This is a genomic window from Pseudomonas sp. RA_15y_Pfl2_54, assembly GCF_963971015.1.
In the GTDB taxonomy this organism is placed as follows: domain Bacteria; phylum Pseudomonadota; class Gammaproteobacteria; order Pseudomonadales; family Pseudomonadaceae; genus Aquipseudomonas; species Aquipseudomonas baetica_A.
This window is the reverse complement of sequence record NZ_CAXAPN010000030.1, coordinates 1-26,820: the sequence shown is the minus strand read 5'-3', so window position 1 is coordinate 26,820 and position 26,820 is coordinate 1. Positions and strand designations below refer to the sequence as shown.

25 protein-coding genes and 1 riboswitch are annotated in these 26,820 nt (G+C 59.3%); of the genes, 12 read left to right on the top strand and 13 right to left on the bottom strand.

The genetic code is table 11. From position 1 onward, the window contains the following. Positions 1-190: 190 nt before the first annotated feature. Complete coding sequence (locus AACY50_RS20660; protein ID WP_339430300.1) at positions 191-502, top strand: hypothetical protein; 312 nt, start codon at positions 191-193, stop codon at positions 500-502. A gap of 100 nt (positions 503-602) precedes the next feature. Here AACY50_RS20660 and fba read toward each other — a convergent pair whose 3' ends face one another. The 6 genes from fba to tkt all read right to left on the bottom strand — a co-directional run bounded on the left by fba (position 603) and on the right by tkt (position 6,940). Continuing rightward, a complete protein-coding gene (gene fba, locus AACY50_RS20655) occupies positions 603-1,667 on the bottom strand; it encodes a class II fructose-bisphosphate aldolase (protein ID WP_314570210.1) in 1,065 nt (354 codons plus the stop codon). A 251-nt stretch (positions 1,668-1,918) separates the two neighbouring features. Further along, complete coding sequence (locus AACY50_RS20650; RefSeq protein ID WP_339464486.1) at positions 1,919-2,251, bottom strand: MliC family protein; 333 nt, start codon at positions 2,249-2,251, stop codon at positions 1,919-1,921. A gap of 57 nt (positions 2,252-2,308) precedes the next feature. After that, positions 2,309-2,530, bottom strand: coding sequence for a hypothetical protein (locus tag AACY50_RS20645; RefSeq protein ID WP_221732334.1), 222 nt, complete (start codon positions 2,528-2,530; stop codon positions 2,309-2,311). Between the two features lie 34 nt (positions 2,531-2,564). Beyond that, positions 2,565-3,728 (bottom strand): phosphoglycerate kinase, encoded by a 1,164-nt coding sequence (locus tag AACY50_RS20640; protein WP_221732335.1) that lies wholly within the window; start codon positions 3,726-3,728, stop codon positions 2,565-2,567. A gap of 12 nt (positions 3,729-3,740) precedes the next feature. Beyond that, positions 3,741-4,793: an erythrose-4-phosphate dehydrogenase gene (gene epd, locus AACY50_RS20635; RefSeq protein WP_339430301.1), complete on the bottom strand. Its 1,053-nt coding sequence runs from the start codon at positions 4,791-4,793 to the stop codon at positions 3,741-3,743. Positions 4,794-4,942: 149 nt separating this feature from the next. Further along, entirely contained in the window at positions 4,943-6,940 is a 1,998-nt protein-coding gene (gene tkt / locus AACY50_RS20630) for a transketolase (RefSeq protein WP_339430302.1), read from the bottom strand. Between the two features lie 259 nt (positions 6,941-7,199). On the opposite strand from tkt, the gene AACY50_RS20625 reads away from it, so the two are divergent. From AACY50_RS20625 to AACY50_RS20610, 4 genes are all read left to right on the top strand, one after another. Next, positions 7,200-8,195, top strand: a complete 996-nt coding sequence (locus AACY50_RS20625; RefSeq protein WP_339430303.1) for an ArsR/SmtB family transcription factor — start codon at positions 7,200-7,202, stop codon at positions 8,193-8,195. Positions 8,196-8,213: 18 nt separating this feature from the next. Continuing rightward, positions 8,214-9,404: a methionine adenosyltransferase gene (metK, locus tag AACY50_RS20620; protein ID WP_339430304.1), complete on the top strand. Its 1,191-nt coding sequence runs from the start codon at positions 8,214-8,216 to the stop codon at positions 9,402-9,404. Between the two features lie 232 nt (positions 9,405-9,636). Then, positions 9,637-11,313, top strand: a complete 1,677-nt coding sequence (ligB, locus tag AACY50_RS20615; RefSeq protein ID WP_339430305.1) for an NAD-dependent DNA ligase LigB — start codon at positions 9,637-9,639, stop codon at positions 11,311-11,313. A gap of 97 nt (positions 11,314-11,410) precedes the next feature. Continuing rightward, complete coding sequence (locus AACY50_RS20610; protein WP_339430306.1) at positions 11,411-11,806, top strand: DUF1090 domain-containing protein; 396 nt, start codon at positions 11,411-11,413, stop codon at positions 11,804-11,806. Between the two features lie 62 nt (positions 11,807-11,868). Here the strand turns inward: AACY50_RS20610 and AACY50_RS20605 are convergent, their stop codons facing one another. Further along, a complete protein-coding gene (locus tag AACY50_RS20605; protein WP_339507466.1) occupies positions 11,869-12,318 on the bottom strand; it encodes a c-type cytochrome in 450 nt (149 codons plus the stop codon). Between the two features lie 128 nt (positions 12,319-12,446). Here AACY50_RS20605 and mltA point away from each other — a divergent pair, with 128 nt between their 5' ends. Next, on the top strand, positions 12,447-13,631 hold the full coding sequence (gene mltA / locus AACY50_RS20600; RefSeq protein WP_339430308.1) for a murein transglycosylase A: 1,185 nt from the start codon (positions 12,447-12,449) through the stop codon (positions 13,629-13,631). Between the two features lie 98 nt (positions 13,632-13,729). Here mltA and AACY50_RS20595 read toward each other — a convergent pair whose 3' ends face one another. Beyond that, positions 13,730-14,113: an MAPEG family protein gene (locus AACY50_RS20595; protein ID WP_339430309.1), complete on the bottom strand. Its 384-nt coding sequence runs from the start codon at positions 14,111-14,113 to the stop codon at positions 13,730-13,732. A gap of 38 nt (positions 14,114-14,151) precedes the next feature. Beyond that, positions 14,152-14,985: an EamA family transporter gene (locus tag AACY50_RS20590; protein WP_339539065.1), complete on the bottom strand. Its 834-nt coding sequence runs from the start codon at positions 14,983-14,985 to the stop codon at positions 14,152-14,154. 272 nt (positions 14,986-15,257) lie between these two features. Between AACY50_RS20590 and AACY50_RS20585 the strand changes: the two genes are divergently transcribed. Further along, positions 15,258-16,520 (top strand): cation:proton antiporter, encoded by a 1,263-nt coding sequence (locus AACY50_RS20585; RefSeq protein WP_339430311.1) that lies wholly within the window; start codon positions 15,258-15,260, stop codon positions 16,518-16,520. 83 nt (positions 16,521-16,603) lie between these two features. Here AACY50_RS20585 and AACY50_RS20580 read toward each other — a convergent pair whose 3' ends face one another. Next, entirely contained in the window at positions 16,604-17,887 is a 1,284-nt protein-coding gene (locus AACY50_RS20580) for an amidase (RefSeq protein ID WP_339539064.1), read from the bottom strand. A 58-nt stretch (positions 17,888-17,945) separates the two neighbouring features. Then, a complete protein-coding gene (locus AACY50_RS20575; RefSeq protein ID WP_339430313.1) occupies positions 17,946-18,359 on the bottom strand; it encodes a VOC family protein in 414 nt (137 codons plus the stop codon). A 111-nt stretch (positions 18,360-18,470) separates the two neighbouring features. On the opposite strand from AACY50_RS20575, the gene AACY50_RS20570 reads away from it, so the two are divergent. Then, complete coding sequence (locus AACY50_RS20570) at positions 18,471-19,331, top strand: LysR substrate-binding domain-containing protein (RefSeq protein WP_339430314.1); 861 nt, start codon at positions 18,471-18,473, stop codon at positions 19,329-19,331. 11 nt (positions 19,332-19,342) lie between these two features. Here AACY50_RS20570 and AACY50_RS20565 read toward each other — a convergent pair whose 3' ends face one another. Beyond that, positions 19,343-20,224, bottom strand: coding sequence for a formate/nitrite transporter family protein (locus AACY50_RS20565; protein ID WP_339430315.1), 882 nt, complete (start codon positions 20,222-20,224; stop codon positions 19,343-19,345). A 162-nt stretch (positions 20,225-20,386) separates the two neighbouring features. Continuing rightward, a complete protein-coding gene (locus tag AACY50_RS20560; protein WP_221732351.1) occupies positions 20,387-20,794 on the bottom strand; it encodes an acyl-CoA thioesterase in 408 nt (135 codons plus the stop codon). 197 nt (positions 20,795-20,991) lie between these two features. Next, positions 20,992-21,090, top strand: a riboswitch (S-adenosyl-L-homocysteine riboswitch). Positions 21,091-21,113: 23 nt separating this feature from the next. Here AACY50_RS20560 and ahcY point away from each other — a divergent pair. The 4 genes from ahcY (at position 21,114) to AACY50_RS20540 (ending at position 26,611) form a co-directional block, all read left to right on the top strand. Further along, positions 21,114-22,523 (top strand): adenosylhomocysteinase, encoded by a 1,410-nt coding sequence (gene ahcY / locus AACY50_RS20555; protein ID WP_221732352.1) that lies wholly within the window; start codon positions 21,114-21,116, stop codon positions 22,521-22,523. A 160-nt stretch (positions 22,524-22,683) separates the two neighbouring features. Beyond that, positions 22,684-23,529, top strand: coding sequence for a methylenetetrahydrofolate reductase [NAD(P)H] (gene metF, locus AACY50_RS20550; RefSeq protein WP_339430316.1), 846 nt, complete (start codon positions 22,684-22,686; stop codon positions 23,527-23,529). A 169-nt stretch (positions 23,530-23,698) separates the two neighbouring features. Continuing rightward, positions 23,699-24,511, top strand: a complete 813-nt coding sequence (locus AACY50_RS20545; protein ID WP_339507463.1) for a substrate-binding periplasmic protein — start codon at positions 23,699-23,701, stop codon at positions 24,509-24,511. Between the two features lie 222 nt (positions 24,512-24,733). Beyond that, complete coding sequence (locus AACY50_RS20540) at positions 24,734-26,611, top strand: DEAD/DEAH box helicase (protein ID WP_339430318.1); 1,878 nt, start codon at positions 24,734-24,736, stop codon at positions 26,609-26,611. Positions 26,612-26,820: the final 209 nt, after the last annotated feature.

The following is a 26,820-nucleotide window of genomic DNA, read 5'->3' as shown; positions in this document are numbered from 1 at the left end:
CCAAGGTAGCTCTAATTACGCCCATAGAAAGACTATTGTTTATCGCGAAACAACATTAAAACCTGTCAACTCTGACAGGTGACGAAGTACAAGACACCGTTTAACTTCAACTCCGCAACTAGCAAAAACAGGCAAAGCAACAAAACAATTCCCACCATCCACTATTAACCGCACGAAAAGGATTTTTATAATGGGCAAGCTCGTTGGTAACTTCTATGGCGCCTATGGCGGATCCAACATTTATCTGTATGTCACTTACAGTGATGACATCGGTGGAGCAGTAACAGCAACCGCCAGTGTTAGCGGCCCCACGGGCACACTGACAGGACATCAAACCATTGGCGCAACCACCACAACGGTTATGCTGACAGGTACAATCGGAGAAAACGCGGAAAGTTGGACATTTAACACTTCAGATTTCAACACCTTAACTGGAGGCCGTAACTATGCAGGCCCCAACGGCGTCTGGACTTATCAAGGTTTTGGACTTGGGCGAACTTAAGGCTTCCTGCAACTTCAAAGGGGAAATCATTCACCTCTAAAAAACACAAAAAAACCCGCCTCACGGCGGGGTTTTTTTTAAACCAGTCTAACGCTCAGGCTTAGTTAACCTTGGCGTTCAACTCACCTTTCAGATAACGCTGGTACATCGCTTCCAGCGAGATCGGTTTGATCTTCGAAGCATTACCCGCAGTACCGAACGCTTCATAACGAGCGATACACACATCACGCATTGCAGTCACGGTGGCGCCGAAGAATTTACGTGGGTCGAATTCGCTCGGGTTGGTAGCCATCAGGCGACGCATGGCGCCAGTGGACGCCAGGCGCAGGTCGGTGTCGATGTTGACCTTGCGCACGCCGTACTTGATGCCTTCGACGATTTCTTCAACTGGCACGCCGTAGGTTTCTTTGATGTCGCCGCCGTACTGGTTGATGATCGCCAGCCACTCTTGTGGCACCGACGAGGAACCGTGCATCACCAGGTGGGTGTTCGGGATGCGTTTGTGGATTTCCTTGATGCGGTCGATCGCCAGCACATCACCGGTCGGTGGCTTGGTGAACTTGTACGCGCCGTGGCTGGTGCCGATGGCGATGGCCAGGGCATCAACCTGAGTCTTCTTGACGAAGTCAGCGGCTTCTTCCGGGTCGGTCAGCATTTGGCTGTGATCCAGAACGCCTTCGGCGCCGATGCCGTCTTCTTCACCGGCCATGCCGGTTTCCAGCGAACCCAGGCAGCCCAGCTCGCCTTCTACCGAGACGCCGCAGGCGTGCGCCATGGCCACGGTTTGTTGGGTCACGCGGACGTTGTAGTCGTAGTCGGTCGGGGTCTTGCCATCTTCGCCCAGGGAACCGTCCATCATCACTGAGCTGAAGCCCAGTTGGATGGAGCGCTGGCAGACGTCAGGGCTGGTGCCGTGGTCCTGGTGCATGCACACCGGGATGTGCGGGAATTCTTCGATCGCGGCCAGGATCAGGTGACGCAGGAATGGCGCGCCGGCGTATTTACGGGCGCCGGCCGAAGCCTGGACGATCACCGGGGAGTCAGTCTTGTCAGCGGCTTCCATGATGGCGCGCATCTGCTCAAGGTTGTTGACGTTGAAAGCTGGAACGCCATAGCCGAATTCGGCTGCGTGGTCCAACATCTGGCGCATGCTGATAAGTGCCATTGTGTGTGTCTCTCCCGGTTGAGGGTCGTTAATCGTGCCAGCCTGCCGGAGCGGCGGCGGCTATTCAAGTGATTGCAGATCGGGGGTTGAGGCCCGGTCTGGTGATTCGGTAAAGCAAAATCCTGAGAACTACACAGAACCCTGTGGGAGCGAGCCTGCTCGCGAAAGCAATCTTGCAGTCGCTGATGCATTGCCTGTCAGACCGCTTTCGCGAGCAGGTTCGCTCCCACATTAGAACTGTGGTGTGTCAATTACTGCGCTTTACAGCCGCGGCCGATCAGGTCATTGGTGGCGACCCAGTACACCAGGCCTTCCTCTCCCTTGACGTGAAACGCCAGCATGCCGTCGCTGTACAGCGTGCCCGAGGCGCCCGGCTCTTCTTTCAGGCGATAGACCTGATCACCGCCGCCCAAACGGACGTCGACTTCCTTCTTGTCGGCATCGGCGTAGCGCCACAGCACTTTGGCCTGGCTGTCGCAGGTCCAGGTCGTCCAGTTATCCGCCGGGGCGGACGACTGAAACAGGTTCAACTGCGCGCAACCGCCCAACAATGCCAACGCCGCAATGGCGATCAAGCCTTTCATCCGTGTTCCTCGACCGGCAGCGCACGCCGCCAGCCCTGAGTTAAAGAGTCAGACCCGTCAAGGACAACCATGTTCCTTGGCCGGGGTTTGCGTCTCGTATTTCTCCAGACCGTCCGGCCCCGAGCGCTTGTTCAGCACCGGGTTGGTTTCGGCCTGCCAGTCGGCCTGATAACAGCCCTTGTTCAACTCGCTGGGTGCCGGTGTCGCTTCGGCCTTCGGGTTGCTCCCGCAGGCCGCCAGCGTACCGGTCAGCAGCAACAGTGCTAACGACTTGACCATGTGACCACTCCTTTGCCTGGCCAAACGGGCGGCCTCAGGCCTTGGCCCGGGTTTCCAGGACTTCAACGGCCGGCAGCACTTTGCCCTCGACGAATTCGAGGAACGCGCCACCACCGGTGGAAATGTAGGAGATTTGCTCAGCCACGCCATATTTATCGATGGCGGCCAGAGTGTCGCCACCGCCCGCAATGGAGAACGCAGCGCTGTCAGCGATGGCCTGGGCCAGCACTTTGGTGCCGTTGCCGAATTGGTCGAACTCAAACACGCCGACCGGGCCGTTCCACAGAATGGTTTTCGACGATTTCAGCAGTTCGGCGAAGTTCGCGGCGGTCTGTGGGCCGATGTCCAGAATCATGTCGTCGGCAGCGACGTCAGCGATCAGTTTGACGGTCGCCTCAGCGCTTTCAGCGAATTCCTTGGCGCACACAACATCGACCGGCAGCGGCACGCTGACCTTGGCGGCGATGGCGCGAGCGGTGTCCAGCAAGTCCGGCTCGTACAGCGACTTGCCAACCGGGTGACCGGCAGCGGCGAGGAAGGTGTTGGCGATGCCGCCACCGACGATCAGTTGATCGCAGATCTGGCTCAGGCTGTTCAACACGTCGAGCTTGGTCGAGACCTTGGAGCCGGCGACGATGGCCGCCATTGGCTTGGCCGGAGCGCCCAGGGCTTTGCCCAGTGCATCCAGTTCAGCGGCCAGCAACGGGCCAGCGGCGGCGACTTTGGCGAACTTGGCCACGCCGTGGGTCGAGCCCTCGGCGCGGTGCGCGGTGCCGAAGGCGTCCATCACGAACACATCGCACAGGGCGGCGTACTGCTGGGCCAGTTCGTCAGCGTTCTTTTTCTCGCCCTTGTTGAAGCGCACGTTTTCGAACAGCACGATGTCGCCAGCCTTGACGTCAACGCCGCCCAGGTAATCAGCCACCAGCGGCACTTCACGGCCCAGCGCCTTGCTCAGGTAGTCAGCGACTGGCTTGAGGCTGTTCTCGGCGGAGAATTCGCCTTCGGTCGGACGGCCAAGGTGCGAGCACACCATGACGGCGGCACCTTTTTCCAGGGCCAGCTTGATGGTCGGCAGCGAAGCCAGGATACGCGCGTCGCTGGTGACGACACCGTCCTTGACTGGGACGTTGAGGTCTTCGCGGATCAATACGCGCTTACCTTGCAGATCGAGGTCGGACATCTTCAACACGGTCATGGGTCGCACTTCCTACGGTTTTTTTGAAGTTGCTGTTTGCAGATAGTGTTCTGCAACGTCCAGCATTCGGTTGGCAAAACCCCATTCGTTATCGAACCAGGCCAGGATGTTCACAAGCTTTGGGCCTGAGACACGGGTCTGGCTGGCATCGACGATGGCCGAATGTGGGTCATGATTGAAATCACAGCTTGCGTGGGGAAGCTCGGTGTAAGCCAACAGGCCTTTGAGCGGGCCGCTGGTGGCGGCTTCACGCAAGATCCGGTTGACTTCATTGGCGTCGGTCGCGGTGGTGGTCTGCATCGTGATGTCGAGGCAGGAGACGTTGACCGTCGGCACGCGTACGGCTTTGGCCTGAATTCGCCCGGCAAGTTCCGGCAGCAGACGCTCGATACCGCGCGCCAGACCGGTGGACACCGGGATCACCGACTGGAACGCCGAACGGGTGCGGCGCAGGTCTTCGTGGTGATAGGCGTCGATCACTGGCTGATCGTTCATCGCCGAGTGAATGGTGGTGATCGACACGTAATCCAGACCAATGGCCTTGTCCAGCAGACGCAACAGCGGCACGCCGCAGTTGGTGGTGCAGGAGGCATTGGACACCAGCAGTTCGTCGCCGGTCAGGCAATCCTGATTGACGCCGTAGACGATGGTGGCGTCGACATCCGCCTCGCTGGCCATTGGCTGCGAGAACAACACGCGTGGCGCGCCGGCGTCGAGGAAACGCTGGCCGTCTTCACGGGTGTTGTAAGCGCCGGAGCATTCAAGCACCAGATCGACGCCCAGGGACGCCCAATCGATGCCTTCGGGAGTGGCACTGCGCAGGACCTTCACGCAGTCGCCATTAATATGCAGACAATCGCCCTCAACCCGCACTTCGCCGGGAAACCGGCCATGAGTGGAGTCAAAGCGTGTCAGGTATTCAATGCTGGCCATGTCAGCCAGATCGTTGATTGCGACAATTTCAAACCCGGCTTTTTCGCCTCGCTCAAACAACGCACGCAAGACGCAACGACCAATCCGGCCGTAGCCGTTGAGTGCAACTTTGTAAGGACGCGGTTGAGGCATGGGGTTCTCGATTACCGTTTGAATCCGTTATTGCAGTGGCGTCTGAACCACCGCTTTCGCGAGCAAGCCCGCTCCCACATTGGAATGCACTTTCCTGTGGGAGCGGGCTTGTTCGCGAAGGTGTCAGTCCGGACGACGCGACTTCTGGATCAGTCTTCCAGCAGTTCTTCAGCCTGACCCAGGATGTTTTCCAGGGTGAAGCCGAACTCTTCGAACAGTGCTGGCGCAGGCGCCGACTCACCGTAAGTGGTCATGCCGATCACGCGACCTTCCAGCCCCACGTACTTGAACCAGAAGTCGGCGTGAGCCGCTTCGATCGCAATACGCGCGCCAACCTGCAACGGCAGGACGGCTTGCTTGTAGCCAGCATCCTGAGCATCGAACACGCTGGTGCAAGGCATGGAAACCACGCGCACCTTACGGCCCTGCCCGGTCAGTTTGTCGAAGGCTTGAACAGCCAGGCCGACTTCCGAACCGGTCGCAATCAGAATCAGCTCCGGCTCGCCTGCGCAGTCCTTCAGCACGTAGCCACCGCGGCTGATGTCGGCGATCTGGCCAGCATCACGGGTTTGGTGCTGCAGGTTCTGACGCGAGAAAATCAGCGCCGACGGGCCGTCCTTGCGCTCCAGAGCGTTTTTCCAGGCCACAGCCGATTCAACGGCATCGGCTGGACGCCAGGTGTCGAGGTTCGGCGTGGTACGCAGGCTGGTCAGTTGCTCGATCGGCTGGTGCGTCGGGCCGTCTTCGCCCAGACCGATGGAGTCGTGGGTGTAGACGTGGATCACGCGCTGCTTCATCAGAGCGGACATGCGCACGGCATTGCGAGCGTATTCCATGAACATCAGGAAGGTCGCGCCGTAAGGCACCAGGCCGCCGTGCAGGGTGACGCCGTTCATGATGGCGGTCATGCCGAATTCGCGCACACCGTAGTACATGTAGTTGCCGCTGGCATCTTCAGCGCTGACGCCTTTGCAACCTTTCCACAGGGTCAGGTTGGAACCGGCCAGGTCGGCCGAACCGCCAAGCAGTTCCGGCAGCAGCGGGCCGAACGCGTTCAGGGTGTTCTGACTGGCTTTACGGCTGGCGATGGTTTCGCCTTTGGCAGCGACTTCAGCGATATAGGCCGAGGCTTTCTCCGAGAAGTCAGCCGGCAGTTCACCGCTCAGACGACGGATCAGCTCGTTGGCTTCAGCCGGGAACGCGGCGGAGTAGGCAGCGAAACGCTGATCCCACTCGGCTTCAACGGCACGGCCAGCTTCTTTGGCATCCCACTCGGCATAGATGTCGGCCGGGATTTCGAACGGGCCATGGTTCCAGTTCAGTGCCTGGCGGGTCAGAGCGATTTCCGCGTCACCTAGTGGGGCGCCGTGGCAGTCTTCTTTGCCCTGTTTGTTTGGCGAGCCGAAGCCGATGGTGGTCTTGCAGCAGATCAGGGTCGGCTGCGCGCTCTTGCGCGCGGTGTCGATGGCAGTCTTGATCTCTTCCGGGTCGTGACCGTCAACGTTGCGGATCACTTGCCAGTTGTAGGCTTCGAAACGCTTCGGGGTGTCATCGGTGAACCAGCCTTCGACTTCGCCGTCGATGGAGATGCCGTTGTCATCGTAGAAAGCGATCAGCTTGCCCAGACCCAGAGTACCGGCCAGGGAAGCGACTTCATGGGAAATGCCTTCCATCATGCAGCCATCACCCAGGAAAACGTAGGTGTGGTGGTCAACGATGTTGTGGCTCGGACGGTTGAACTGCGCCGCCAGGACTTTTTCTGCCAGCGCGAAACCCACCGCGTTGGCCAGCCCCTGACCCAGCGGGCCGGTGGTGGTTTCAACGCCCGGGGTATAACCGAACTCCGGGTGACCCGGGGTGCGGCTGTGCAGTTGACGGAATTGCTTGAGGTCGTCGATCGACAGGTCGTAACCGGTCAGGTGCAGCAACGAGTAGATCAACATCGAGCCGTGGCCGTTGGACAGCACGAAGCGGTCACGGTCAGCGAACGATGGATTGCTCGGGTTGTGCTTGAGGTAGTCGCGCCAAAGTACTTCGGCGATATCTGCCATACCCATAGGGGCACCGGGATGGCCGCTGTTGGCTTTTTGCACGGCATCCATGCTGAGGGCACGAATGGCGTTGGCACGCTCACGACGGCTAGGCATCGCTGATCTCCTGGGTGTGAATAGATTGAAACGGAAAAAAGGAGGGCATTTTCCCTCACCGGAGCGCCTCGGGGCAATGACAGATAGTCATCCGGAGGCGTTTTTCCCATGGTTAGCGGCCGATTGTGCGGGTGAAACCTTTCCGCTGCTGGTTTGTAGAGTTAACCCGTCAACGAGAAGTGCCATCTATCGTGCAATATCAAAACTTTTTGATATTGCCCTTGCAGTGCTTTGTGCCCATCAATAGACTGCCTGCCCTATGAACTTACACGCGCCTTCCATTCGACATGATGATTGCGACGAGCTGGCAGCCCTGTGCAAGGCCGGCGGCGATCCGCTGCGGCTGAATGTATTGCGCGCGCTGGCCAACGATTCGTTCGGTGTACTGGAACTGGCGCAAATCTTCGGTATCGGTCAGTCGGGCATGAGCCATCACCTTAAAGTGCTGGCCCAGGCCGATCTGGTGGCGACCCGCCGCGAAGGCAACGCGATCTTTTATCGCCGCGCCCTGCCCCACACCGAACTGCTCGGCGGCAAACTGCACGCGGCATTGTTAGAAGAAGTCGACAATCTGACCCTGCCCGCCGATGTTTTGGCGCGCATCGCTCAGGTTCACGGACAACGTGCGGCGGCCAGCCAGGACTTTTTCGCCCGGGTGGCGGAGAAATTCCGCGCCCAGCAAGACTTGATTGCAGGCCTGCCGCAGTACCGCGACAGCGTGCTGGCCCTGCTCGACAAACTGAACTTCAATGGTGCTGCCACGGCCATTGAAGTCGGACCCGGCGATGGTGCTTTTCTGCCGGAACTGGCCAGCCGCTTCAGCACCGTCACCGCGCTGGACAACAGCCCGGCGATGCTCGAACTGGCGCGTCAGGTATGCGTTCGCGAAGAACTGGCTAACGTCAGCCTGCAATTGGCCGATGCATTGAACAGCTCCAGCCTTCAGGCCGATTGCGTAGTGCTGAACATGGTCTTGCACCATTTCGCCGCGCCGGCCGAAGCGCTCAAGCACATGGCCAACCTGCTGCAACCGGGCGGTAGCTTGCTCGTAACAGAGTTATGTAGCCACAACCAGAGTTGGGCCAGGGAGGCCTGCGGTGATCTGTGGTTGGGGTTTGAACAGGATGATTTGGCCCGTTGGGCCACCGCTGCGGGACTCGTTCCCGGGGAAAGCCTCTATATAGGCTTACGTAATGGTTTCCAGATCCAGGTTCGCCACTTTCAGCGACCGGCTGGCGACACTCACCATCGGTAAATTCAGGAAAACATCGAGATGAGCGAATACTCCCTCTTCACCTCCGAGTCCGTGTCTGAAGGACATCCGGACAAAATCGCCGACCAGATTTCCGATGCGGTGCTGGACGCCATTATTGCCCAGGACAAACACGCACGCGTTGCGGTGGAAACCCTGGTCAAGACCGGCGTGGCCATCGTTGCCGGTGAAGTGACCACCAGCGCCTGGGTCGACCTGGAGCAGATCGTTCGTGACGTGATCTGCGACATCGGCTACACCAGTTCCGAAGTCGGCTTCGACGGCGCCACTTGTGGCGTGATGAACATCATCGGCAAGCAATCCCCGGACATCAACCAGGGTGTTGACCGCGCCAAGCCTGAAGATCAGGGCGCCGGCGACCAAGGCCTGATGTTCGGCTACGCCAGCAACGAAACCGACGTTTTGATGCCAGCGCCGATCACCTTCTCGCACCAACTGGTGCAGCGTCAGGCCGAAGCCCGTAAATCGGGTCTGCTGCCTTGGCTGCGTCCAGACGCCAAGTCGCAAGTCACTTGCCGTTACGAAGGCGGCAAGGTTGTCGGTATCGAGGCGGTTGTCCTGTCGACCCAGCACAACCCTGAAGTGTCGTACAAAGACCTGCGCGAAGGCGTAATGGAGCTGATCGTCAAGCACGTACTGCCTGCCGAACTGCTGAGCAAAGACACCCAGTTCCACATCAACCCGACCGGCCAGTTCATCATTGGCGGCCCGGTAGGTGACTGCGGCCTGACCGGTCGCAAGATCATCGTCGACAGCTACGGCGGCATGGCCCGTCACGGCGGCGGCGCGTTCTCCGGCAAAGATCCTTCGAAGGTTGACCGTTCGGCGGCTTACGCTGGCCGTTATGTTGCCAAGAACATCGTCGCTGCCGGCCTGGCCGAGCGTTGCGAGATCCAGGTGTCCTACGCCATTGGTGTGGCTCAGCCGACGTCGATCTCGCTGAACACCTTCGGCACCGGCAAGATCAGCGATGACAAGATCATCAAACTGGTGCGTGAAGTGTTCGACCTGCGTCCATACGCGATCACCACCATGCTGGACCTGCTGCACCCGATGTACCAGGAAACCGCAGCGTACGGCCACTTCGGTCGCACGCCGCAAACCAAGACGGTTGGCGAAGACACCTTCACCACCTTCACCTGGGAAAAAACCGACCGCGCCGACACCCTGCGTTCTGCTGCCGGCCTGTAATTCCCTGGCGGCATGAAAAGCCCCGCACGGTTCGCGCCGTGCGGGGCTTTTTCTTGCCCCAAATGCGAGGCTGAATTCAACCGATACACCTGCACAAGCGGGCTTGCCCGCGAAGACACCCGAACAGGCGACATCAATTCCCGATCAGAAACACCCCGCAAAACACCCCACACACCCAATCTGGAATCCTCGCCTAGCCTTCAAGCATTCCCCTTGAGCAAGGACGCTCACGATGTTTGCCACACTGCGCCTGTTGATGACTTTTCTGCTGACGCTCCACAGTTTCAACGCCCAAGCCGAATGCCCGAACTGGCCACCGGCCCAAGCCCAACGCGAAATCACTACCCTGCAAAACCAGATCGACCAATGGGACGACGCCTATCACCGCCAAGGCCGTTCATTGATTGCCGACGAACTCTACGACCAATCACGCTTGCGACTAAGCGATTGGCGCCAGTGCTTCAACTTGCCATTGACTGCCGCGCCTTTGCGCACAGCCTCTGGCACAGTGGCGCACCCCGTCGCCCATACCGGCCTGGACAAACTTCATAAAGCCGAAGCCGTTGAGGCCTGGCTTCGGGATCGCAAGGATGTCTGGGTACAGCCCAAGGTCGATGGCGTTGCAGTGACGCTGATGTATCGCGGCGGACGTTTGCACCAGGCGATCAGTCGGGGAGACGGCATCAGCGGGCAGGACTGGACCGCATCGGCGCGCAAGATCGGCGCCATTCCCCAACAACTCAAGCAACCGCTGGATTTGCTCGTGCAAGGCGAACTCTATTGGCGACTGAGCGAGCATGTGCAAGCACGCGCCGGCAGCGTCAACGCCCGCGCAATCGTCGCCGGACTGATGGGCCGCAAAGCCCTGAGTTCGGAGCAAGCCGCCGGGATCGGACTGTTCGTCTGGGACTGGCCGCAAGGGCCTTTGGATCTGGCCGAACGAACATCCACCCTGGCGACATTGGGTTTCGCCTCGACCGAGCGATACAGCCATCCCGTCGCCCACCTCGCAGACGCGCAGAAGTGGCGCGATCACTGGTACCGCTCGCCCCTGCCGTTTGCCAGCGATGGCGTCGTTCTGCGCCAAAGCCAGCGGCCGTCCGCCGAGCGCTGGCAGGCGCGTGCACCCTACTGGGCCATCGCCTGGAAGTATCCGTTCGCTCAGGCGTTGGCCGACGTGCGCAAGGTCAACTTCAACATCGGCCGCACCGGGCGCATCACCCCCGTACTCGAACTGACACCCGTCATGCTCGACGACCGGGAGATCAAACGGGTCAGCGCCAGCTCTCTGAAACGCTGGCAGGAACTGGACATTCGCCCCGGCGATCAGGTGGCAATCAGTCTCGCCGGGCTGACGATTCCGCGCCTCGACCGTGTTGTGCTGCGCACGACCGAACGCGCAGACATTTACATCCCCGACTCCAGCGAATTTCACGCACTCAGCTGTTGGCAACCGACAGCGGGCTGCGAAACCCAGTTTCTCGCTCGCCTGACGTGGCTCAGCGGCAAACAGGGGCTGGCCATGTCGCAGGTCGGCCGGGGCACTTGGGAGAAACTTCTGGAAACAGGCCGTCTGAACAACCTGCTGGATTGGTTGACCCTCGACGAGCCAGAGCTTGCTAACATTGCCGGCTTTGGCGAACGCAGCAGCGTGCGCCTGATGGACAGTTTTCGCAGTGCACGGCAACAACCGTTTGCACGATGGCTCAAAGCGCTGGGCTTACCGCCCACCGGCCAGGCACAACTGGCTGACTCATGGCAGGCGCTGGCACAACGCGACACCGCACAATGGCAGGCAGAGCCCGGCATCGGCCCCGGTCGCGCAGCGCAGTTGAGCGCATTCTTCCGCGAACCGCAGGTGCAGGCACTGAGCGAAACCTTACACGCCGCCGGAATCGACGGTTTCTGAACATGCAAACCCGGCGCGCCGGGAACCCAACGGCCACCGAGGCGCTCCAACAGCGCAGTGCCCAACCGACCCGATTGCCCTTGCACATGGAGCTCTTATGAAATTTCTTGCACCGCTTGCCCTGCTCACCCTCTGCGGTGTGATGGCCGCCCCCGTGATGGCCGCTGAAGACGCTCCAGGCCTGACCGGCTGCGCAGCCAAGAAGCAAGGCATCATGAACCAGATCGAGCAGGCCAAGTCGCGCGGCAATGCCGATCAGCAGACAGGGCTGGAAACGGCGCTGCGCGAAGTCACCGAACATTGCACCGACGCCGGCCTGAAGAAAGAGCGCGAAAACAAGGTGCTCGATGCCAAACACGACGTCAGCAAGCGCCAGGCGGATCTGGACAAAGCCATGAAGAAAGGCGATCCCGAGAAGATCAACAAACGCAAAGACAAACTGGCCGAGGCGCGCAAGGCATTGCAGGAAGCGCTGGACGAAATCGATAAATAAGAAGCCGGCAAGCTGCCTGACGTCATCGCGAGCATGCCCGCGATGACGTCAGGCTACAAAGATCAATGATCCCGAAACTTTTTATGGCAAGCGCTGCAGGCATCTTCAACTTTCTGTACCGCAGGCCCCAGGTTACTGGCCTTGTAGGGCTGAACCTGGCTGGCGATCACCAGCTCACCGGTCGCCGCTTCAAGGGTACGGGCCATTTCCTGAAAACGGGCCTGGCTCTGCCAGACATCGTCCTTGGCGCTGGTGTGATCTTCTTCGCGAACTTGCGGGAAATGCTTCCAGGGCTCATGGGACAACGCATCGAGCTTGACGGCACCTTCGGCGAACTTCGGTCCGTCGAACGGAACGCGCCCACGCAACATGCCGCCCAGGTTTTCACTGGTCTTGAGCATTTGTTTGAAGATCGCTTTGCGTTGACCCAGCGGGGAATTCGGATCGACACCGCCGCAGGCGGACAAGGTCAGACAGGCCAGCAATACAACAGAAATTCTTTTAAGAGTCATGGTGGCTTCAGGTCACGGAATTCGGCGGCCAGTATCCTCGCCTCACCGACAAACACCAATAGCCCTATTAAAAATACGGATTGCTTGAGCGCATGGAGCTCTCGGGCAGCCAGCACAGGAATCACTCCATGAACAGCCGTTTAAAAGCCTGGCGTCACCCGCTGATCGCAACGCTTGCGCTGCTGGCAATGCTGGCTGGTTGTACCGGCGGCGACGACGCCAAACCGAAAACCCACGCCTTGGCCACTTACTCCAGCGCAACGTGGGAAGCATTGCCGGCCGTGTCCGACAGCGATCTGGTGGCCGGTTTCGGTTCGTGGCGCAGCGCTTGCACCCGACTCAAGGCAGATCCGGTCTGGGGCGCCACCTGCGCAGCGGCGACCAATGTTTCGCAGAGCGCCAAGGAGATCCGCGCGTTCCTCAAGCAGAACCTCGACGTGTTCGGCTTGCGCGCCGAGAACGACAACCCCAACGGCTTGATCACCGGTTACTACGAACCGGTCTACCCCGGCAGCCTGACGCCAACCGAAACGGCCAATGTGCCGGTGTACGGCGTACCGGAGGACATGATCATCGTCTCCCTCGACAGCATTTATCCTGAGCTCAAGGGCAAGCGTCTGCGCGGTCGCCTCGAAGGCCGGGTGCTCAAGCCGTATGACGATGCCGCAACCATCGAATCCAAAGGTGTGAAAGCACCCGTGGTGGCTTACCTCACCGACCCGATGAATCTGCAATTCCTGCAGATCCAGGGTTCCGGGCGGATACAGACGGCGGACGGCAAACAACTGCGTATCGCCTACGCCGACCAGAACGGTCACCCGTACCGACCAATCGGCCGCTGGCTGGTCGAGCAAGGCGAGTTGAAGAAAGAAGACGTCACCATGGGTGCGATCAGCAACTGGGCCAAGGCCAACCCTTCGCGCATCCCGGAACTGCTGGCCAGCAACCCGAGCTACGTGTTCTTCACGCGCAACCCGGACAGCAATGAAGGCCCGCGCGGGTCGTTGAACGTGCCACTGACGGCCGGTTATAGCGCGGCGGTAGATCGCAAGGTCATTCCGTTGGGCAGCCTGTTGTGGCTGTCGACCACCCGTCCGGACGGCACGGCTTTGGTGCGGCCAGTGGCGGCGCAGGATACCGGCGGCGCGATTGCCGGCGAAGTTCGTGCAGATCTGTTCTGGGGCACTGGCGATGCAGCCGGGCAACTGGCCGGGGACATGAAGCAGCAGGGGCAGATCTGGATGCTCTGGCCCAAAGGTGTCGCGTTGCCACAAGTGCCGCAGGTGGCAGACACAGCCAAAAACAAACCTTAGGTTACTCGCGCTTTCGCGAGCAAGCCCGCTCCCACAGTTGGAATACATCCCCGTGGGTGCGGGCCTGCTCGCGAAGAGCCAGTAGCCACACCCCAGAATCAGATCGACACAAAGAAGAACGAAGCAATCAATCCCATCCCGACAAACCACACCAGCGACCGCAAAATCGCCCAGTCCGCCAGATAGCAGATGATGTAAAGCAGGCGACTGGTGATAAACAGCACCGCCAGCACATTGACCGTCACCAACTGCGCCGTGCCCACCAGATGCGCAACGATCACCGCCGCCGCAAACGCCGGCATCACCTCAAAGCTGTTCATCTGCGCCGCATGCGCCCGCCGGGCTACGCCACCGACGCTGTCGAGAAAATCCCGGGGATCATGATTGTCGCTCAGCCTGAAACCGCCCGAGACCTTGGCCACAATCGTGCACACATACGGCAAAAAGATCGCAATCAACACACACCATAAAGCCACCGTCATAACGCCATCCTTTTTCGAGTGATAGGGTTTGCGGGCGGTCAGAACTTCATGACCAGCATGCCGATCAGCACCAGCCCACAGGCTAAGAGCCGCGGCCGACCGAAAGGTTCTTTCAGATAACGCATGCCGAACAGCACCACCAGGATCACGCTGATCTCGCGCAACGCCGCTGCCTCGGCAATCGAGCCCAATTGCATCGCCCACAGCACCAGAGCGTAGCTGAACAATACGCAGAACCCGACCGCCAGCCCCAACTTCCATTGCTCACGCCAGAACTGTATGAACGCCGAGCGCTTGGCGGCCCACGCCAGCAAGGGAAATGGCCAGGCGCTGAGCAGCGTGACCCAGACCAGGTAATCCAGCGGATGCGACCAGTGCCGCAACGCTTGACCATCGATGTAGGTGTAGCAACCAATGCACAGGCCGATAAGCGCCACCACGGGCAGCATCGACCACGGTAAATGTTTACCGCCGCCGCCCTGCCACAGCAGGCATGCCATCCCGAACGGAATCAGCATGATGCCGAATATCTGCTGAGTGCTGAGTTCCTCACCGGCAAAGATCAGCGTCAGCGCCAGCACCACCAGCGGCGACAAACCACGCATCAGCGGATAGACCAGCCCGAGGTCGCCGACCCGATACGCCTGAATCAGCAGATAGCGATACAGCAGTTCAAAAGCTGCCGAAGCCAGAATCCACGGCCAGATGTCTGCGGGAGGCAAGCTCACAAAGGGCAACGCGACAGCGACAAACAACAGCGCCACGCTGTCCATGCACGCCACCACCAGCAGCCGCTCGGCGCTGAATTTGATCAGGGTATTCCACGCCGCATGCAGCAGCGCCGCTATCAACACCAGAGCCGTCGCCAGCACACCCCACTCCTTTTTTGTGGTTGACCCTGCACCCGTCAGTCAGGTTATGGATGCGTGATATATCAGCAACTGTTTATACCGCAAGCGATCACGCCGCACTCCATTGCACACTGATAAACAGCACCGGCTCCTTTCCCTCCGGGAGAGGGCCGGGGTGAAGGTCTCTTCATCGGATCACACCTCACTGTGTCCCCAGCCTGATTCAGCCCATCCAACCCTTGCACTGAAGAATCGGTGCGCTGTCTTTCCACACCTCATCCCAAGGACCCCGGATGCTCGAGCTCGTAGCCGCTTTCATCTGCCTCACCACCCTGCTCACCTTCGTCAACTTCCGCTTCATCGGCCTGCCGCCGACCATCGGCGTGATGGTGACCGCACTGATGTTTTCCTTGCTGCTACAGGGTCTCAGCGTGCTCGGCTATCCCGGCCTCGAAGAGCGTGTGCAGCAACTGATCGGCCAGATCGACTTCGGCGATTTGCTGATGAACTGGATGCTGTCGTTCCTGCTGTTCGCCGGCGCCTTGCACGTCAATCTGAATGACCTGCGCAGCTATCGCTGGCCTATCGGTCTGTTGGCAACCGTTGGTGTCTTGATCGCTACCACGCTGATCGGCAGCCTTGCCTACTATATTTTCGCGCTGTTCGGCTGGCACGTGAGTTTCCTCTACTGCCTGTTGTTCGGTGCGCTGATTTCGCCCACCGACCCGATCGCGGTGCTCGGTGTATTGCGTACCGCCAATGCCTCAAAACCACTGAAAACCACCATCGTCGGCGAGTCGCTGTTCAACGACGGCACCGCCGTCGTGGTGTTCACCGTGCTGCTGGGCATTGCCCAACTCGGCGAAACCCCGACCGTCAGCGCCACGGCCATGCTGTTCGCTCACGAAGCCATCGGCGGCGTGCTGTTCGGTGGGCTGATCGGTTATCTGGTCTATCTGATGATCAAGAGCATCGAGCAGCACCAGATCGAAGTGATGCTGACCTTGGCACTGGTGATCGGCGGTTCGGCGATGGCCAGTGAGTTGCATGTCTCGGCACCGATTGCGATGGTGGTTGCCGGACTGATCATCGGCAACCTGGGCCGCAACCTGGCGATGAACGACATGACGCGCAAATACCTCGACGGCTTCTGGGAGTTGCTCGATGACATGCTCAACGCCCTGCTGTTCGCGCTGATCGGCATGGAGCTGTTGTTGCTGCCGTTCAACTGGTTGCACGTAGCAGCGGCGAGCTTGCTGGCGGTGGCGATCCTGCTGTCGCGCTTGCTCACCGTGGCCCCAGCGATCCTGCTGTTGCGGCGCTGGCGCACCGTGCCACGCGGTACCATCCGCGTGCTGACGTGGGGCGGGTTGCGCGGCGGGGTCTCGGTGGCTCTGGCGCTGTCGCTGCCACTGGGGCAAGAGCGTGATCTGCTGCTGAGCATCACCTACATCGTGGTGCTGTCATCGATCCTGCTTCAGGGCCTGACCATTGGCCGCGTCGTTCGCGGGGTGACCCGTGCACAGAACGTCAGCGCTGCCGATTCAGCACACTGACAGCTCAATCAGGCACCTTCGCAGAGCACTCGCTCTGCGACGGCCTGCTCAGCATCCCGAGCAGATGCCACAGCGCCCACGTATTAACCAGCAGCTCTCAGCACCGCATCAACCTGCTCGGCAGCGTGTAACAGAATGCTGTCGCCTCTAAAACTTCCAATCATTTGAAGCCCTGCGGGTAACGCCCCGATATCGCGAACCAGAGGGAGGTTAATTTGAGGCAAGCCAAACGCCATCCAGAATTTGCTGAAATCGGAAGGTCCGGTAGCGCCCAGGCCCTTCGGAGCGACGATGCCACAACTTGCCCCCAGGACGGCATCGAAAGGCTCGAATATCGGTTCCAACACCGTGGCCAACGTTGCCAAACGCTTCTTTGCCGCTGACTCTTGCTCCCACGTCGTCAGACTGGCGCGCTCGATCATGGCCAATAATTCTTCACTTAGTTTGTCAGGATGCGCTTGCAGTTCTTTGGCCAATGAACGAGCGCCCTCGCAATCGTTTATCAGCAGATGGTCATCAAATACCGCAGCAAACTCCTCAGGCAGCAACACCTCGCTCACTTGATGTCCCGCCAATCTCAGTTCTTCAACAGCAGCGTCCAGTGATTGCGCCACATCTTCGTCGACCTGATCCCAACGGGCGGTACGACAGAAGCCGAACTTACATAAACGACGATCATTAACACGCCAGGCCAAACCGGGGATCAAGACTTGAGCCATCAGTTCCAGATCACGCACGGAGCGGCCATACCAACCCACCGTATCGAAGCTCGGCGCCAAGGGTTTGACCCCCTCTAGAGAAATCAACCCATACGAAGGTTTGAACGCATACAGTGCGCAATAGGATGCTGGCTTGATCAATGATCCGGCTGTCTGTGAGCCCAATGCGATTGGAAAAAAGCCTGCCGCCATTCCCGCTGCCGAACCGGCACTTGAACTTCCTGGAGTTCTGTCAAGATCATGTGGGTTGCGGGTTGGACCGGTATGCATGTAAGCGAATTCGGTGGTATGGGTCTTGCCCATGATGACGGCTCCGGCCTGGCGCAGAAGCGCGACGACATGAGCGTCACGCGAAGGCCGGTTGTCCTCATAGATGGGGGAGTAAAAACGGGTGGGATGATCCAGGGTGTCAAAGATGTCTTTGACCCCCACGGGCACACCCGCCAGGAGGCCTTTCGCATCGCTGTTTTTTAATTGGCAAGCTTGACTGCGCACCTTGTCCGGGTCGAAGGACACAAACGCATTTATGCTTCGCTCTTGCGATTCGACACATTCAAGAAAGTGCTCGGCGACCGTTTCTGCGCTCACGACACCAGAACGCACCATGTGCGAAATGGCAGTGGCGTCTGCGTTATTAAAAGTTTGCATATCGCTCCTTGGGCTTCCCTTCGAAAAGCACTTGATGGGAGTGCACTACATGGAAACTTCAAGCGGCAAAAACTGACTGCAAGTCAGTGAAGCCTTTTATCTCGATAGGATTTGCGGCGGGATCCAGAAAAAACATGGTTGCTTGCTCACCAGGCTCTCCTGGAAAACGAATGCTGGGGGGCAGAACAAAATTCACTCGGCCTTTGATCAAACGGTCTTTTAAAACAATCCAGTCCGACATCTCGAGTATCACGCCAAGATGGGGCATCGGTACGTCGTGCTCACCTACTTTCCCTGTGTTAGTTACCCTAAAGGGCTCTCCCAAATGCAACGACAATTGATGCCCGAAAAAATTGAAATCGACCCAGGTATCGGTGCTACGACCTTCCTCACATCCCAGCAACTCACCATAGAACTGGCGGGAAAGTTCCAGATCGCTGACGTGAATAGCAACATGAAAAATAGACTGCATAGGTAGCTCCTGAAGGTCGCCGGAAGACGGAAATAACTGGCGAGTTGAAGACTGTGCGATTTATATCAAAAGAGATAGCATGTAATTTTTTCGATATCGAAAGTATTTCTTATGGATACGCGTTACTTGAAGAGCCTCATCGCCGTCGTGGAATCAGGCTCCATAGCACATGCCGCACGCATCGAAGGGTTGACGGCAGCGGCGATCAGCCAGCGAGTGCTCGTGCTCGAACGGCAACTCGGTTTTGAGCTGCTATCTCGCGTCGGGCACGCAGCCAAGCCGAGTCAAGCCTGCCTTGGTTTATTGCCCAGAGCTAAACGCATCGTTCGCGAAATCGAATTACTGGCCGCAGATGCTGACGTGCGGGGGCTTACCGGGCAGTTGAGAATAGGCGCTGTTTCTACTGTTCTCACGGGGCTGCTACCCGGGGCATTGCGAGCACTGACCGAGTTGGCGCCGGGGCTCACGCCGGTCATCGTGCCCGGAACATCGCGGTCGTTGTATCAAGCGCTTCTTTCGGGAGAAGTGGACGCTGCGATCCTCGTCGTTCCGCCGTTTGAGTTGCCTAAAGCCCTGCAGGCGGTATCGCTACGCAAGGAACCTCTGGTGTTTCTGTCGAAGCAAGAGTGCGCCGATAGCATCCCGACCCAACTGATGACCCAACCGTACATCCGCTACGATCCTGATTCATGGGGTGGGCGGCATGCCGAACATTATTTGGCGGACCATGGATTGATACCGACGCCGTTGGTAGATCTGGATGCATTGGAGACCATCGCCATGCTCGTGACTGGAGGTCTTGGCGTGAGCCTCGTGCCTTATTGGTCGGGCTTTGAACAATGGGGCCATAAATGTGCCGTGAGCCGGGTTGGCAATGATCGGTATGACCGAGAGATCGCGCTGATCAGCTATGTTCAGACTGACCGGCCGAACATGATGAGCGCTTTGTGCAAGGCACTTTCAACCGCCTAGCCTGACCGCACTCAATCCTTCTTCGATTTGCCATAAGCGTCGTCAGGGGCGGCGGATTTCACTGGCCGGCTTTCGCTACGGATTTGCGCATGACTGATCAGCGCGAAGATGAAGCTACCGCCAATGATGTTCCCGGCCAGCGTCGGCCCTGCGAACACCATCCAGAAATCACTCCACGGCAACTCGCCGGCAAACACCAGATACGACACTTCTGCCGAACCCACCACGATATGGGTGAAATCGCCGAGCGCCATGAGGTAAGTGATGAGGATGATGATCCAGATCTTCGCGCTCTCCATGGACGGAATCATCCAGACCATGGTGGCGATCATCCAGCCGGATACGATGCCTTTGGCAAACATCTGGCTTGGCTGGTTTTCCATGACCTTGCGACCGATTTCGAGAAAGGCCAGGTCCGTGTTGTTATCGAAAATCGGCAGTTCCAGCATTCCGTAAGCCACCAGAATGGTGCCGCACAAGTTGCCGACCAACACCACTGTCCACAGGCGGATCAGACGAGCAAAGTTGGCCAGGGAGGGTTTGCTCATCACCGGCAACACGGCAGTCAGGGTGTTTTCGGTGAACAGTTGCTGGCGGGCGAGAATGACCGCGAGGAAGCCGGCGCAGTAGCCGAAGCTGGCAATCACCTTGAACGCTTCACCGTCGGGCAGGCGAGAGTTGAGCAAGCCCATGGCCATGAGCGACAACCCCATGGTCAGCCCGGCGGCCAGCGCCGACCACCACAACGCAGCGATGCTGCGCTCCAGTTCATGATCACCTTGGGAGCGAATGATTTCGTGCAGCACCGCCGCACGGGGCGGTTGGCTTTCCTTGACATCGTCTTGCTCTTTGGCCGAGAGGTCAGGGGTCTTGCCGTCTGTAGGGGTTGTCATAGCGTCGGAACCGGTGGGGGCTTTTAGCTACGACCTCCGGCGCTCATGGCTGTTCAGTAGGCGGGAAAATCTTCGCCGCCTGCCACACCGCCCTCGCGGGCAAGCCCGCTCCCACAGGGGCTGCGCTGAAACTGCGGGAGCGTGACTTGCTCGCTGCCGATGTTACGGAGTGACCCGTTCATCGTCCTTGAACTGGTCTTTGACGTACTTGATCTCGGTCCGCCCATGCGGGGCCGGCAAGCCGTCTTCCCCCAGGTTCACAAAGACCATTTTCTCGACGGTGAGAATGCTCTTGCGGCTGATCTTGTTGCGCACTTCGCACGTGAGCGTGATCGAGGTGCGGCCGAACTCGGTGGCGGTGATGCCCAGCTCAATGATGTCGCCCTGACGCGAGGCGCTGACAAAGTTGATTTCGGAGATGTACTTGGTCACCACGCGCTGATTGCCCAACTGGACGATGGCGTAAATCGCCGCTTCTTCGTCGATCCAGCGCAACAGGCTGCCGCCGAACAGCGTGCCGTTGGGGTTGAGGTCTTCGGGTTTTACCCATTTGCGGGTGTGGAAATTCATGTTCACTCCTGAGCGTTTGCCGAAAGATGGGCGCCATCTTGGCAGACTGATCGGTCATGCTCCATGAGCCTTCGACTATGGTCGCCATTGGCGATCTTCATTTGGCCGACAGAAAGCCTTTGGAAGATCAGTCTAGACAGCTATAATCGCCCCCGTTTCAAAACGGTAACGTTCACTTGCTACCGTTTTCCCGCCACCTGTCCGAGGGGCGCTGCAGCAGGTTCAACCTGTCAGGCTCGGATGGGGCGTTGACTGGCTCAGGCCAGACACTAAACGCACAACGGCGCCCATTCGCATACATTACGAATGGAGGCTCTTCATGAGCGCTGTTATCACGCCTGCAGATTTTAACGATTACAAAGTGGCCGACATGTCCCTGGCTGCCTGGGGCCGTCGCGAAACCATCATCGCCGAATCGGAAATGCCAGCCCTGATGGGTCTGCGTCGCAAATACTCCGGCGAACAGCCGTTGAAAGGCGCCAAGATCCTCGGCTGCATCCACATGACCATTCAGACTGCCGTGCTGATCGAAACCCTGGTTGCCCTGGGTGCCGAAGTACGCTGGTCGTCGTGCAACATCTTCTCGACTCAGGATCAGGCCGCTGCCGCTATCGCTGCGGCCGGCATCCCGGTTTTCGCCTGGAAAGGCGAAACTGAAGAAGAGTACGAGTGGTGCCTGGAGCAGACCATCCTGAAGGATGGCCAGCCATGGGACGCCAACATGATCCTCGACGACGGCGGCGACCTGACTCAACTGCTGCACGACAAGTACCCGCAGGTTCTGGATCGCGTTCACGGCGTGACCGAAGAAACCACCACCGGCGTACACCGTCTGCTGGACATGCTGGCCAAGGGCGAGCTGAAAATCCCGGCCATCAACGTCAACGACTCGGTGACCAAGTCCAAGAACGACAACAAGTACGGCTGCCGTCACAGCCTGAACGACGCGATCAAGCGCGGTACCGACCACCTGCTGTCCGGCAAGCAAGCGCTGGTCATCGGTTACGGTGACGTGGGCAAGGGCTCGGCCCAGTCCCTGCGTCAGGAAGGCATGATCGTCAAGGTCTCCGAAGTTGACCCGATCTGCGCCATGCAAGCCTGCATGGACGGTTTCGAACTGGTTTCGCCGTTCATCGACGGTATCAACGACGGCACCGAAGCCAGCATCGACAAAGCGCTGCTGGGCAAGATCGACCTGATCGTGACCACCACCGGTAACGTCAACGTTTGCGACGCCAACATGCTCAAAGCTCTGAAGAAGCGCGCTGTTGTCTGCAACATCGGTCACTTCGACAACGAAATCGACACTGCTTTCATGCGCAAGAACTGGGCATGGGAAGAAGTGAAGCCACAGGTACACAAGATCCACCGTACCGGTTCGGGCGCTTTCGACGCACAGAACGACGACTACCTGATCCTGCTGGCCGAAGGTCGTCTGGTGAACCTGGGCAACGCCACCGGTCACCCGAGCCGCATCATGGACGGTTCGTTCGCCAACCAGGTTCTGGCACAGATCTTCCTGTTCGGCCAGAAGTACGCCGACTTGTCGCCAGCCCAGAAAGCCGAGCGCCTGACCGTTGAAGTCCTGCCGAAGAAACTCGACGAAGAAGTGGCCCTGGAAATGGTTCGCGGCTTCGGTGGCGTGGTCACTCAACTGACCAAGCAACAGGCTGACTACATCGGCGTCACCGTCGAAGGCCCGTTCAAGCCGCACGCTTACCGCTACTGATTGACGCGGCGGCCTGCTCTCCCTGTGGGAGCGGGCTTGCTCGCCAAAGCGGTACATCATTCAACACAGATGTTGCCTGACCCACTGCTTTGGCGAGCAAACCTGCTCCCACATGGGCGGCGCAAGCCTCACAGGCTTCGTGTTTCCAAGGGTATTTCCCATGTCCCAAGACCGTCGCTACAGCTTCGAGTTCTTCCCGACCAAGACCGATGCTGGGCATGAAAAGCTGCTCAACGTTGCCCGTCAGTTGGCAACGTACAATCCCGATTTCTTCTCCTGCACCTATGGCGCTGGTGGTTCGACCCGTGATCGCACCCTCAACACCGTTCTGCAACTGGAAAGCGAAGTCAAAGTACCGGCCGCACCGCACCTGTCGTGCGTCGGCGACAGCAAGGACGACCTGCGCGGCCTGCTGAACGAGTACAAGGTTGCCGGCATCAAGCGCATCGTTGCCCTGCGTGGTGACCTGCCGTCCGGCATGGGCATGACCAGCGGTGAGCTGCGTCACGCCAATGAGCTGGTTGAATTCATTCGTGAAGAAACCGGTGATCATTTCCACATCGAAGTGGCTGCTTACCCGGAGATGCATCCGCAAGCGCGCAACTACGAAGACGATCTCGCCAACTTCGTGCGCAAGGCCCGCGCCGGTGCCGACAGCGCGATCACCCAGTACTTCTTCAACGCCGACAGCTACTTCTACTTCGTCGACCGTTTGCAGGCGCTGGGCGTGGATATTCCGGTGGTTCCAGGGATCATGCCGATCACCAACTACAGCAAACTGGCGCGCTTCTCCGATGCCTGCGGTGCGGAAATTCCGCGCTGGATCCGCAAGCAACTGGAAGCCTACGGCGATGACAGCCAGAGCATTCAGCGCTTCGGCGAACACGTCGTCAGCGAGATGTGCGAACGCCTGTTGCAGGGCGGTGCACCGGGGCTGCACTTCTATTCCATGAACCAGGCCGAACCTAGCCTGGCGATCTGGAATAACCTGAAGTTGCCGCGTTGAAGCAGTTGCAAGCTTCACGCTAAAGCCGCAAAGCAAGATCAAGAGATCGCAGCCTTCGACAGCTCTCAAGAGCTGTCGAAGGCTGCGATCTTTTGCTTTTAAAGGCCCGAAACAGAGCTTGTGCAGGCACTTTCTGGCTCTTTCGTGTTTCTCGTCGTAATCTCAGGCCATGCCTTTGATCACGCAGTTATTCGCAGTGCTGGTTTTTGCTTGCCTGAGCTTCGCCGCTCGAGGCGAGAAGTTGCGTATTGTCACCGAGCCATGGGCGCCGTACGTGTACGAGGAGAACGGCAAGAAACTCGGGCTGGACTTCGAAACCACGGCCATCGTGTTCAAGCGCCTGGGCATTGAAGTCGAATGGCAATTCCTGCCCTGGAAGCGTTGCCTGTCGATGCTGGAAACCGGCCAGGCCGACGGCGCACTGGACATCTTTCACAGCGACGAGCGCGACGCCACCCTGCTCTATCCCAGCGAACCGCTGTCGGACGTCGAGTTCGTGATGTTCTATGCCAACGACCGGCCGCACCCTTTCAGCAAACTCGAACAACTCAAGGGCCTGACCATTGGCACCTCGCCGGGCTACCTCTACAGTCCCGACTTCAGCGAATCAACATTGTTTACCCGTGAGCCGGCCCCCACCCACGAAGCCAACTTCGGCAAGCTGGTACGCGGTCGTATCGACTTGTTGATCACTGATCGCCGCGTCGGCCAGCATTTGCTCGATGAGCTGAATCTGCGCGATCAGATCAGTGAAAATCCTGCCGTTATTAGCCGCCAGAGCCAGTTTCTGGCGGTTCGGCGCAATGCCGGGATGGATTTGCTGGTGCAGCGTTTCGGCGCAGAACTCAAACGGTTCAAGCGAGAACCGGCCTATGCCGTACTCAGCGCACGCTATGGCGCGGCACCTGTCGAGGAGCCGCCGTTGGGCTCTGCTTCGGCCAGCCGCAAAACCGTTGAGCAGCAGGAAAGCAGCGCGCAGTGATTGCTCTGTTATACTCCGGCGTTCCCGCCAGGCTCACGCCCGGACGCCCGGAACCGTAACAGGCCTCTCGACCCGCTACAGCGCAGCTTTCCAGCCCGCGCGAGCGCTCCAGACGTGCCTTCGGAACCGCAGCAGGACCGGACGGGATTGCGTCCTCTTAAACGTCATTCGCGCCAGGCAAGACTCCCATTGGGCCAAGCCCTAACTAAAACAGGATTACTCATGTCCTTTGCTTCCCTCGGTCTCTCCGAGGCTTTAGTCCGCGCCATCAACGATGCGGGCTATACCGAGCCTACTCCGGTGCAACAGCGGGCCATTCCCGCCGTGTTGCAAGGTCGCGACCTGATGGTTGCGGCACAGACAGGTACTGGTAAAACCGGCGGCTTCGCCCTGCCGATCCTGGAGCGCCTGTTCCCCAACGGCCACCCGGACAAATCCCAGCGTCACGGCCCGCGCCAGCCACGTGTATTGGTTCTGACCCCGACCCGCGAACTCGCGGCCCAGGTTCACGAGAGCTTCAAGATCTACGCCCGTGACCTGAAATTCGTCAGCGCCTGCATCTTCGGCGGCGTCGGCATGAACCCGCAGGTTCAAGCCATGTCCCGTGGTGTCGACGTCCTCGTCGCCTGCCCAGGTCGCCTGCTCGATCTCGCCGGCCAAGGCAGCGTCGATCTGTCCCACGTTGAAATCCTCGTCCTCGACGAAGCCGACCGCATGCTCGACATGGGCTTTGTCCACGACGTGAAGAAAGTCCTCGCGCGTCTGCCGGCCAAGCGCCAGAACCTGCTGTTCTCGGCGACGTTCTCCAAAGACATCACCGACCTTGCCGGCAAGCTGCTGCACAACCCGGAACGCATCGAAGTGACACCGCCGAACACCACGGTCGAGCGCATCGAGCAACGCGTGTTCCGCCTGCCGGCCAGTCACAAGCGTGCGTTGTTGGCGCACCTGATCACCGCAGGCGCCTGGGAACAGGTGCTGGTGTTCACCCGCACCAAGCACGGCGCCAACCGTTTGGCAGAATACCTGGACAAGCATGGCCTGCCGGCTGTGGCGATCCACGGTAACAAGAGCCAGAACGCCCGCACCAAAGCCCTGGCCGACTTCAAGGCTGGCGAAGTACGCATCCTGGTGGCCACCGACATCGCCGCTCGCGGTCTGGACATCGACCAGTTGCCACACGTCGTCAACTTCGAACTGCCGAACGTTGATGAAGATTACGTTCACCGTATTGGCCGTACTGGCCGTGCCGGCCGTTCGGGCGAGGCGATCTCGCTGGTTGCTCCGGACGAAGAAAAGCTGCTCAAAAGCATCGAACGCATGACCAAGCAGAAAATCGCCGATGGCGACCTGATGGGCTTCGATTCCAGCACCATCGAGGCCGAGAAGCCTGAAGTACGTGAACGTCCGGACGTGCGCAATCCACGCAACCCTCGCGGCCCACGCGGTGACGGCCCGAATGGCGGCGGTGGCGGCGGCGGTCGTAAAGACAAAGGCAAAGACAAGGGCAAAGACAAGCCCGCCGGCGAACGTGGCGAGCGCCCTGCCCGTCAGCAGAAACCACGCGAAGGCAGTGCGTCCCGCGAACAACGTCCAAGCCAGCCACCACGCGCGGCCGCTGACCGTGCACCGGACGAATTTCTTGACGACGATATCGATAACTTCGGTAACCGCGTTGATTACGTACCCAAGCCAGCCCCTGCCGGCGGCCGTGGCCGTCGTCCAGGCGCGCCGGCTCAGGGCGCAGGTTCGGGCGCACCACGCGGCGGTCAGTCGCAAGGTCGTCAGAACGGCCCGCGCAACAGCAACGGTTCGAGCACCGGTACTCCGCCGGGCAAACGCAACGGCCCGCGCAACGGCGCTCCGCGTGATGGCCAGGGTCGTCGTGACGAATCCTCGTCGTCCTCCTCTCGCAACCGCCGTCCGGCCCGTGACGATCAGCCACGCACCGAACCGGCTGTGCAGAACCCGCGCAGCAATGGCCCGAAGATCATGCACAAGGAATCGAAAGCCGACCGCTTCCCGACGCCTGAGCAACTCGACCAACTGCCAAGCCGCCCGCGTGGCGAAAAACCAGCGTTGCTGACCCGCAACCGCTGAGTTAACGCTGCCATGAAAAATGCCCCGGCTCGAAAGAGACGGGGCATTTTTTATGCTGCGCCTACATTCTCCTGTGGGAACCGCGGCGTTTTTCAAGGTTGTTGTCGCGTCGCCGTCTAACTATGCCGCTCTTTTCTCGGTCTGCTGCTGCCGATCCGGGTTCAACATCACAGTGCCCATCGGCTCCCAGTTTCTTGTCTGGCCAGACC